The organism is Arenibacter flavimaris (genome assembly GCF_030291335.1).
Taxonomy (GTDB): Bacteria; Bacteroidota; Bacteroidia; order Flavobacteriales; family Flavobacteriaceae; genus Arenibacter.
On the sequence record NZ_JASWIM010000018.1, the window covers coordinates 110,343 to 120,623 of the forward strand.

General features: G+C 40.5%; 6 protein-coding genes. 5 read left to right on the forward strand and 1 reads right to left on the reverse strand.

Translation table 11 applies throughout. The features are described from left to right. Nucleotides 1–23: 23 nt before the first annotated feature. Nucleotides 24–5,534 carry an alpha-2-macroglobulin family protein gene (locus QSE00_RS14440; protein ID WP_286106480.1) on the reverse strand — a complete coding sequence of 1,837 codons (5,511 nt, stop codon included), beginning with the start codon at nucleotides 5,532–5,534 and terminating at the stop codon, nucleotides 24–26. 351 nt (nucleotides 5,535–5,885) lie between these two features. Between QSE00_RS14440 and QSE00_RS14445 the strand changes: the two genes are divergently transcribed. From QSE00_RS14445 to QSE00_RS14465, 5 genes are all read left to right on the forward strand, one after another. Continuing rightward, nucleotides 5,886–6,362 (forward strand): CAP domain-containing protein, encoded by a 477-nt coding sequence (locus QSE00_RS14445; RefSeq protein WP_110354401.1) that lies wholly within the window; start codon nucleotides 5,886–5,888, stop codon nucleotides 6,360–6,362. Between the two features lie 125 nt (nucleotides 6,363–6,487). After that, on the forward strand, nucleotides 6,488–7,033 hold the full coding sequence (locus tag QSE00_RS14450) for a 3-hydroxyanthranilate 3,4-dioxygenase (protein WP_110354400.1): 546 nt from the start codon (nucleotides 6,488–6,490) through the stop codon (nucleotides 7,031–7,033). Between the two features lie 152 nt (nucleotides 7,034–7,185). After that, nucleotides 7,186–8,739, forward strand: a complete 1,554-nt coding sequence (gene amaB, locus QSE00_RS14455) for an L-piperidine-6-carboxylate dehydrogenase (RefSeq protein WP_286106481.1) — start codon at nucleotides 7,186–7,188, stop codon at nucleotides 8,737–8,739. 574 nt (nucleotides 8,740–9,313) lie between these two features. Continuing rightward, complete coding sequence (locus QSE00_RS14460) at nucleotides 9,314–9,499, forward strand: hypothetical protein (protein WP_110354398.1); 186 nt, start codon at nucleotides 9,314–9,316, stop codon at nucleotides 9,497–9,499. Nucleotides 9,500–9,526: 27 nt separating this feature from the next. Beyond that, nucleotides 9,527–10,078, forward strand: coding sequence for a hypothetical protein (locus QSE00_RS14465; RefSeq protein WP_286106482.1), 552 nt, complete (start codon nucleotides 9,527–9,529; stop codon nucleotides 10,076–10,078). Nucleotides 10,079–10,281: the final 203 nt, after the last annotated feature.

Genomic DNA, 10,281 nt, shown 5'->3' on the forward strand with positions numbered 1-10,281 from the left:
TTTTTTAGGCCCAACAGGAGCCATTACCTCACAACTTCTACCCATTGGCCTTTGGTACGCACGGCATAATCATTGTTATACATAGCCTCTGCCTGTATACCTGGCAAATAATATTTTCCCAAATAAGAGGCATTCAACAGTACTCTAAATGTTTTTGTTTCGTTCTTCTTCAGGTCAAAATAAAAATTGGCCCTATCATCCCTTATATCGGTATAAGTAACCTCGTTTTCAGCAAAATCACCAAATTCCGTGAACCTGGTATTTACTATTTCCCATCCACTAGGGAATATTTCTGACAATGCTACATTTTTAATTACTTCTGACTTGGTATTGGTAAGCGATACTTCTGCAACAAAATCCGCGCCTTGCATTATGGAAGATGGATCCAATTTAATACCGTTCCTTCCCTTAAAGATGATATTGGCCACTAAATTGCGTTGCAATTCCCTTTCCTCCCCCACCGGTAAAATTCCACTGTTGACAATGCTCACATAAAGCAAATTATTACCCGTATTTTCTATATTGATGGTATTGGTCCCTGTTCCAATGGCCAGTCCCGTATTGGCCAAGGTTTTATCGGTATTTATTGCAATATTATCTCCATTAACAGTGATGTTGGCCTTAATTCCCTTACCCCCTATCATATCGGCAAATTTTGCCATTGCCAGCAGGCAATAGGCGGTACTTTGGGTACTCATCCATTCATCGGAACTTAAACGCTGTGCTAAGTTTCGAGCCATTTCCTGCGCTTTTGCCTTATCATTAAAAAGCACATAGGTTTCCAGAGCCATAGCCCTATTGCGATCGGAAGACCCGTAGGTTTGATGGTAATTTTTACCTCCGGAAAAATCGTAATTAGCAGATTTAATTATTTGTTGGGCCACAGGTTCCTGGCCAACAAGTCCATAGGCAGCCGCCAGGCGGAATTTACCCTCGTTGGACAAATTGGGCATCTCCCTTAACCTGTTCATTGAAGCAATATCCGCATTTCCCGAGAGTGCCAAGGTGTATAGTCTATATGCCTGGGCCAAATCCGAATGCCCTGTGCCAGGTCTCCATTGTCTGGCTATATTCTGTTGGTAATTAAGCCAGGAAGACCTAAATCCTAGAGGCAAAACATATCCCTTTTTCTCGGCCTCCAATAAAAAGTGTCCTACATAGGATGAACTCCAATCATCTGCATAATTTTGTCCTGGCCAATAGGCGAAACCACCACTCGGTGTTTGATAGCCGCCAACCCTTTTGATGGCACTTTCAACATTTTGCTGTATCTCTCTTTTCTTTGCTGCATTAATATCGAAGATATCCGAAATATATAATTGTGGAAATGCACTGGAGGTGGTCTGCTCCAAACACCCGTGCGGATATTGGATCAGATATTGCATTCTTCCATTAAAATTCATTGGAGGAAGGGTAGAAAATTCCACCTCTGCATTATTACTGCCGGGGATGCCAAAAGTTTCAAGATCAATTTTACTACTACTGGCGGCCTCCAAGACAATATTTTCTGTAACCGTCGTCAATGGATTGGGATTCACCACATCAATCGGCACCTCAAAAGAGGCCCTTTCCCCATTGCCTGAAGCCTCTACCACTACTTTACCAATACCTTTAAAATCGGCCACTTTCAATTGAAAATAGGCCATTTTTTCATCAGGTTCGGTAAAAGAAACGTTTTGCACGGTCTTACCTTCAATACTAAAGGCAGGGTCCGGTTTAATTTTTAGGGTCACCTCCTTTACTTTGTCCTCCATAGCAAAAACCGTAACCGGTAAGGTCACCGTTTCCCCTGGGGTAATTTTCCTTGGCAAGGAAGCCAATACCATAAGTGGTTTTCTTACAGGGGTAGTTTTCTCTGCCATACCATATGCGGCTTCCCCAGAATTTCCGGCTATGACCATGGTCCGTACGGAACCAACATATTTGGGGATGTTTATTTTGTGTGATATTGTCTCTCCTTTATTCAGGCTAAAAGGACCCAGATAAACCACCATGGGTTCAAAGCGATTGGCCTTTTTATTTTGGGCCCCTGCCAATTCCCCGTCACCACCAATGGCGAAGACCTGATTTATTCTCCCGCCAAAGGCCCCGATTACATCATCGTATACATCCCAACTCTTGACCCCCAATGCTTCCCGGGCATAAAAAGTATTCCACGGGTTTGGGGTCTTATAACGCGTTAGGTCCAGCAACCCTTCATCCACCATGGCAATGCTATAGGTCATGGCCCTACCTTGTTTCTCTTTTACTTTGAGAGTTATACTTTCCTCGGGCCTTAAGACATTTGGTATGGCAATTTCCGGTTGTAATTTTGTAAAAGGATCTTCAACCGATATAGGAACTACCCCGTACATTCGAATGGGGGAATCGTTTAAGGTAGTGGCATGTGGCTGCAGCAAACTAATATTGATGTAAACATTGGGCGCATACAATTCCGATATAGGGATTTCAAATTTTGTTTCCCCTTTTTCTGATTCCACCCATTGTGAATGCAGTACTTCACTTCCATTTTCAACGGTAACCAATGCCCTACCGCCTTCCGAACCAGGAAAGGTAACGGTGGCCGTTTCCCCTACATTATAGACTTCCTTATCCGTGGAAAACATTAACATGGTGGCGGAAGAAGGGTCGTTTTTCATCGATTTTCCCGCCCATCCAGGCCAATCTACATATATGGTTTTACCTGTTGCATGGCCTCCCTTCGGATCTTCCACTCTAACCAAATATCGGCCCCATTCGGGATATTTTAGCTCAAAATTAAATGATGCCTTCCCACTGGAATTAGTGCTTATGGTTTTTTCCAGTACTTTTTCTTGATACTCACTGCTGCTAAAGTTGGAAAGATTATCGGCAGAAGTCTCCCACCACCATCTCCAACCTACTTTATAAATAGCAACTTTTAAATTACTGGTGGCTTTGGCATTGCCCATTTCATCTACCGTTACCACTTCAAAGCTATGGGTCTCATCTGTGAGCAACATTCCCCTAGTTTTATCGCCTTTAGGTACATTAAGGCCTACATAGGTGTCAAATGGAGAATATTGCTTTGTAAAAACATCCGTACTAAAATCGCCCCCATTTTCATAAACCTTGGTAATAAATGCTGCCGTAAGCATTCCCGGAGCCTGACTGTTAATTTGTGGATTTAATGAAAAGGCTGCTTTACCTTCAGCATTGATGGTACTATTGAAAACAATTTGGTCCTCTGCTGTAAACGCCCTTGTGGGATCATCAAAAACATACGCCGGAAAGTTCTTAAAGGTTGTAGTCTGTACATTGAACCTGGCAGTGATATCCGCTTTCAGGTTTTTTGCAACCGCACCGTGAAGCCAAGTGGCCTCCAGCATCCCTTTAATGGGTTTACCTCCCGATAACACCTCATTCTCAAACGCTGTTTTAATCTTTAATCTATTTGGCTTGATCGTTTCAATTTTAATGTTCTTTGTGAAGCTTGCCCCTCCTACAGAAACTTTCGCCAACCAATTGCCCGTAGGTGCATTCTCATCTGTACTTACAACAAAACTATAAAAATTGTTAAGTGAATTTGTCCTTACTTCCCTAAGGACCACCTTGTTATAGGGGTCTATCAATTCCAGTTTTACCGGATGCCCTACCGGGAGTTTATTGGCCTTATCGTTTAACATAAACGAAAGAAAAAGTTTGTCACCAGGTCGCCATACACCCCTTTCCCCAAAAATATAACCTTTTATTCCCTTTTGTAGTGCAACCCCATCAACATTAAACTTACTAACGGAAAGGGCATTTCCGTCATTTAATTTAACATAGGTCTTTTGACCATTGCTCTCCGCTACGGCAAAATACGCCATATGATCGGTATCAAAGAGAGAGGTTCCATCCATCGCTGTTATTACCTGACCAATGGGCTGTTGTTGGTAATTATAGAAAGTTACCTTGGCCCCTGCAATGGGTTCAGTACTTACAATATTATTGACCGCTACAAAATAACTCTTGTTCACCCCTTGTTTTACGGTTATCCCTAGATCGGAGGCCAAGACATTGGTGCCTACCGTTTTGTCATAGTAATAAGAAGTATGGCAAGGGTTATCACGTTGATTCCAGTCATAGTTAAAGTAATAATCTTCATAATAGGATTCCACGCCGTCCCATGAACTGTTTTCTGTTTCTTGATCAAAATCATCCTCTGACAAGACTTCATTATCAAAATTGGTACTGTCACATTTAAATAGGCTATACGAAGGTTTAAAACTAAATTCAACTCTATAAATAGCCCCTATTTCAGGAGTAATGAGCGTTCTTAAATCGATGGCATGTGCCGACCATTTACCATTGGTATTGCCAAGGCCGGTTTCCAATTCCAATTTCTTTGTGGCTATGGGCCTTGCCACCGTTTTTAGGTTGTAACTCCCGTTAAGATCATTGCCTTGCAAGAACTGTAGAATATTGCTCTCGAAAATTTTATAGACGGTTAGGTTTACCGACTTCAGATTTACCGCTTCAAAATTGATTTTCAGATTATTGGAAGAGGGTAAAATTGTTCCATTTGATAACAGGCGGACCTCGGGTTTTATTTGTTCGAACGCAACCCGCTCTGTAAGCCTTGTTTTAAGTTTGTACCCATCAACGCTTTCAATACCCTCAAAAACCTCGAGCCTTAAGGTTGTGCTCATCTCTTTGGAAGGATATACCTTTAGGGTATTCCCCACCACATCAAATTTCAGCTTGCCATCCCCTTCCAAAACCACCAAGCCCTTAAAGTTTTGACCTTTTTTTAAGGGATCCGAAAAATTGATATTTATGATTTGATTTTCCCCTGTTTCCAAGCCAACATCAAGAATGGTAAAATTACTCTTGCCCGGTATTTTTATACTATTTTTCCCAACACTTTCAATGTCCAAAACACCACCGTCCCACCTAACCTCCAAGTCCGTATCCTCGGTGAATCGCTGAATACTATCGATCTTAAAATAAAATTGGGTTCCTTCAGCTATGGATGAATCAAATTTAACAGGGACATTTTTCCCATTCTGTTTCACCTCCAACAACTGCTTGGCATTGGCCAAACTTAATTGATCGGCACTTTTCAATTGTCCCTCCAAATATTGATAATCCTTGGAATAGGATTGAAGGGCCTGGGTATACACATTAAACTGTTGTTTCAATGTCTTTACCTCGAAATTGAACTTGTGCAATTCCTTTGGAACTCCGGAAATAATAGACCCCAAATTCAATGTAAACCCATAGGTGCTATTCTGATGAAACCCGGCCTCGGGTACAAAAGCAATGGTCCTACTATCCAAAGCAATTACCTTACCCCTTGTCTTGGGCAATACCACCAATATATCCTCATCCAATTCCTTGCCGCTTTCCCATGAATCTACAGGGCGGTTCAACACTACCCGAACATCCGCTCTTGCCGAAATTAATCCATGGGACACTTCCGTAATATATTCATGATAAAGATGTAGGTTGTCTAACGGAATTTTTCCAGTTTCTTTTTTCGGGCCGCATCCAAGGATGAAAAGAAATATTAGGGCATGGACAATTAATTTCATGTATGAACCATTTTAGTACAGTAAAGATAAAATGTTTTCCCCTTTATGGAGTATTTTTTGCTCCAATTAAGCTCGGCCCCAATATAATGCTGACATGTTAATTACGGCCTAGGCATGGAAAATCCAAATACCAAATTGTTATTGGAAATCCAGTGTTGGGTTCAGCGTATTGGCAGCCCTTGGATTACAGGATGTATGGCGAAATATGCATTTCGTCGAATAACCTATTTTATTCCAGTTCGTGATAAATTAATTTTTTAATATTACCATCGTTGGTTACGAGAAGCCAATTATAAGAACACAAGAATTCCCCATTCTTCCCTTTCTTCCTACTTACAAATAGAACATTATATGAAAATGAAAATGCATTATTTTGTAATGCTTTTGTTCGCATTTGTAGTAGTCTCTTGCAGCACAGAGTCAATAGAGCCGGCAATAAGTCCAGAAGTAGAAAATGCGGTTGAAGTAGAACAGGAATTACTTGGAATCGTCAATGAACATCGTATTGGCTTGGGCTATAACGATTTGGATTTTAGCTCAGTGGCTTATGAGTATGCGAACAAGCATACAGACTATATGATTGCCAAAGGCTCTATAAACCACGACAATTTTAGCGCACGTGCATCGGATATTTCCCAGGCAGTTAATGCCTCATTCGTCTCCGAAAATGTGGCGAAGGACTACGATTCTGCCCTTGAGGCCTTTCAAAAATGGCTGGCCAGTTCCGACCATAGGAAAACTATGGAAGGCGAATTTACACATACTGCGGTAAGCGTAAAGAGGAACACCGATGGCAAACTATATTTTACACAACTCTTCTACCGATAGTCTTCTTTAAAGCAGTTTAGTTTTATTATTTTTGATGTGAATCCGCTTTTTAATATTGGATAGCATAACCGTTAATGTCAATATTAAATGGCGGCAGAAAAATATTAACTTCTATAAGATGCACTATGTCCATAAAACAACCATTCAATCTAAATAAATGGATTTCCGAAAATAGGGATACTTTAAAACCTCCCGTAGGAAACAAAAACCTTTACACGGAATCGGGAGACTATATTGTTATGGTCGTTGCCGGCCCCAACGCCAGAAAAGATTATCATTACAATGAAACCGAGGAACTGTTTTATCAATTGGAAGGAAATATTGAAGTTCACATCCAGGAAAACGGCCAAAAAAAGACGATGCAATTGGGACCAGGGGACATGTACCTGCACCCAGCTAAAATACCTCATTCCCCTGTTAGAAAAGAAGGATCCATAGGTTTGGTCATAGAACGCAAACGGGCCGGGATGAACGTTGATGATGGTTTGCTGTGGTTTTGCGACAACTGTAACCATAAACTTTATGAAGTATACTTCACCTTAAATAATATTGAAAAGGACTTTTTAGGACATTTTAAAACCTTTTATGGTTCGGAAAAACTTAGAACCTGCAGTAATTGTGGGACTATAATGCCCGTTGATGAACGGTTTATTGCCAAGGAGGACGAATAATATATACCCTTGGTAATTATTATTTTCTTTAACCTAAGTTGCATTAAAGCCATAAATCGGGTATTAAAACATTTATGACTGCTGATACCCTAGACTACACATTAATTTGTAAATTTGAAAAAATATAACATTTAACGATAAAATAGTTATAAATGTCAAAAATTGCACAGGAATTTGGAATCCATGAAGCTTTGAAAGCATTGGGCGTAAAAGCTATAAATAACGGAACCTCAACAGGTTCGGATACTTTTTCTTCGGGAGAAGAATTAAGCTCATATTCTCCAGTGGATGGTATTCTGATTGGTAAAGTAAAGACCACCTCCAGGGAAGACTACGAAAAAGTGATGGATTCGGCTACGAATGCATTTAAAACATGGAGAACAAAACCCGCACCCCAAAGGGGGGAAATAGTACGACAGTTTGGCGATAAACTTCGTGAACTAAAAGAACCTTTGGGAAAACTGGTTTCCTATGAAATGGGAAAATCATATCAAGAGGGTTTGGGAGAGGTGCAGGAAATGATCGATATCTGCGATTTCGCCTTAGGTCTGTCCAGACAATTGCACGGACTCACCATGCACTCCGAAAGACCAGGACATAGGATGTACGAGCAATATCATCCTTTAGGGGTAGTTGGCATCATCTCCGCGTTCAATTTCCCGGTAGCCGTATGGGCATGGAATACAGCCCTGGCATGGATTTCAGGAGATGTCTGTGTTTGGAAACCAAGTGAAAAAACGCCGCTATGCGGAGTTGCATGTCAAAACATTGCAGCTGCCGTATTTAAGGAAAATAATCTTCCAGAAGGTATTTCCTGTTTAATCAATGGCGATTTCAAAGTAGGCGAGTTTATGACCCATGATAAGAGAGTGCCTTTGATATCCGCCACCGGATCTATACGCATGGGAAAAATCGTTGCCCAGGCAGTAGCCGCCCGATTGGGGAAATCCCTCTTGGAACTGGGAGGAAACAATGCCATAATAGTTACCCCTGATGCAGACATAAAAATGACCGTTATTGGAGCCGTATTTGGGGCCGTAGGCACGGCAGGCCAACGTTGTACCTCCACACGAAGATTAATCATACACGATTCTATTTATGAGAAGGTAAAAGATGCAATTGTTACCGCCTATAAACAATTGCGGATTGGGAACCCTTTGGATCAAAAAAACCATGTGGGCCCATTGATTGATACCGATGCCGTAAAGATGTACCAAGAGGCGCTTCGCAAGGTTGTAGAAGAAGGAGGCAAGCTTATTGTTGAAGGGGGCGTATTGCAAGGGAAAGGATTTGAAAGTGGCTGCTATGTAAAACCCGCCATAGCCGAAGCAAGTAATGCCTATGAGATTGTACAGCACGAAACCTTTGCTCCCATACTATATCTATTAAAGTATTCTGGAGATGTTGAGAACGCCATTTCCATACAAAACGGAGTGGTCCAAGGGCTATCTTCCGCCATAATGACAAATAATCTGCGGGAAGCAGAGCAATTTCTATCAGTTCAAGGCAGCGATTGCGGAATAGCCAATGTTAACATTGGAACCTCAGGTGCGGAGATCGGTGGAGCTTTTGGAGGGGAAAAAGAAACAGGTGGTGGACGTGAATCTGGTTCGGATGCCTGGAAAATCTATATGAGAAGACAGACCAATACCATTAACTACACCACAGAATTGCCATTAGCACAAGGAATAAAATTTGATCTCTAGAATTAAACTTATAAAAAAACCCGCTATGTACTGCTTTGTTCCAGTACATAGCGGGTTTTAAACTAACCAACCAAATTACATCCTGAAGAATAGCTCAATACTTCAAGACAAAAAATTTTTACTTCAATATTTAGAATAAAATAAACCCGTAGCCACTTGAAAATTTCCCCTCCCCCCGAATAGGTCCATTAGAAATAGCTGCGGGTTTAACCAAACTAACTCAAATAATTATGGTGAAAAAAGACCTATTTCAATGCCGGAACCTAGTCGGGAGAAATAAGGTCTTTATAATTCTATTATTTACGCTAAAGTCCATATTTCTGCCCATGATTAAAAGCAAATTTATATGGATGGTGCCAAAATTTGTATAATCGGTATGTTTTTAGGCCATTGCACTAAATCCTCGTGATGCGTTCTCTGCTAAAACTACGATAGACGCATAAGAAAATATTTTGAAGAAAAATACGTCCTAAATTCCTGCTAACTCACTGATAGGTAATATTTAATGTGATTTTTCTTAACATTTAAGGGAAATTTTTAATATATTTAAGCTAAACCCACATAGCAGTACATAATGACCAAAAGAACAACCAATATATTGGGGATAGTAATCGCCATTCTTGCCGGCACCTATTTTAACATTATGCTGTGCAATAACTGCTCTCGTTCAGAAGGCGACCCATCTGCTGTTGAAAATTCTGAAGTCATTGTTAAAAATAGTCCGGTTATAAAGAAAAACCACATAAACAACCCTAATTAAAACAACTAACCAAAATCTATAAAGTATATGGAAAACATGAATATCTGGTGCTGGTTAATTCCGGCCATTGTAGGTATAGTCTGCGCACTATTTGGGTATCTAATTGGAAAAGGCGGTAATTCCCAAATAGACCACTCTTCAGAATTGAATATCCTAAAGGACAAAAATGCAAAACTGGAAACCGATTTGGCTGCGTGTAACAAACAACTATCCCAAAAGTCAGAGCGTGTTGCCCCTACAAAGGCTGTTCCTACCATAGTTACTGCAGAAACAGTGCTTCCATTCAGCGCACAGGCTGCAAAATCTGTCTTTGGCAAGACCATAAAACAGAACGATTTAAAAATAGTGGAAGGGATAGGCCCTAAAATTCAGCAACTTTTCAATTCATTTAATATTAAAACATGGAAAGATCTGTCCGAAACCTCCGTTGACAAATGTCAGGAGATATTGGGCAGTGGAGGAACCCGTTATAAGATTCACGATCCCGCCTCATGGCCTATGCAAGCAAAAATGGCCTATGAAGGCAAATGGAAAGAATTGCACAAATGGCAGGAAGAACACAAAAGAGGAAAACTATAATTTAAAGGGGCTTCCATATAATTTAATCAAGTTGAATTAAAAAAGCACCCCTATACCTTTATTAAATACACCTTTTAATCAGGCACCTTCAGAGGTAGATTAAATACTTGATATTCAGCATATTAATTCGTATTTTAGATAAAACAAAACCCCGAATATGAGTCTCCAGCTCTAAAAACGGGGTATTATCCTAATTACGTATG

Bases quoted from the DNA above. Each gene is read 5' to 3' on its own strand.
- QSE00_RS14440 (WP_286106480.1), bottom strand. From the start codon at position 5,534: ATGAAATTAATTGTCCATGCCCTAATATTTCTTTTCATCCTTGGATGC.
- QSE00_RS14445 (WP_110354401.1), top strand. From the start codon at position 5,886: ATGAAAATGAAAATGCATTATTTTGTAATGCTTTTGTTCGCATTTGTA.
- QSE00_RS14450 (WP_110354400.1), top strand. From the start codon at position 6,488: ATGTCCATAAAACAACCATTCAATCTAAATAAATGGATTTCCGAAAAT.
- amaB (WP_286106481.1), top strand. From the start codon at position 7,186: ATGTCAAAAATTGCACAGGAATTTGGAATCCATGAAGCTTTGAAAGCA.
- QSE00_RS14460 (WP_110354398.1), top strand. From the start codon at position 9,314: ATGACCAAAAGAACAACCAATATATTGGGGATAGTAATCGCCATTCTT.
- QSE00_RS14465 (WP_286106482.1), top strand. From the start codon at position 9,527: ATGGAAAACATGAATATCTGGTGCTGGTTAATTCCGGCCATTGTAGGT.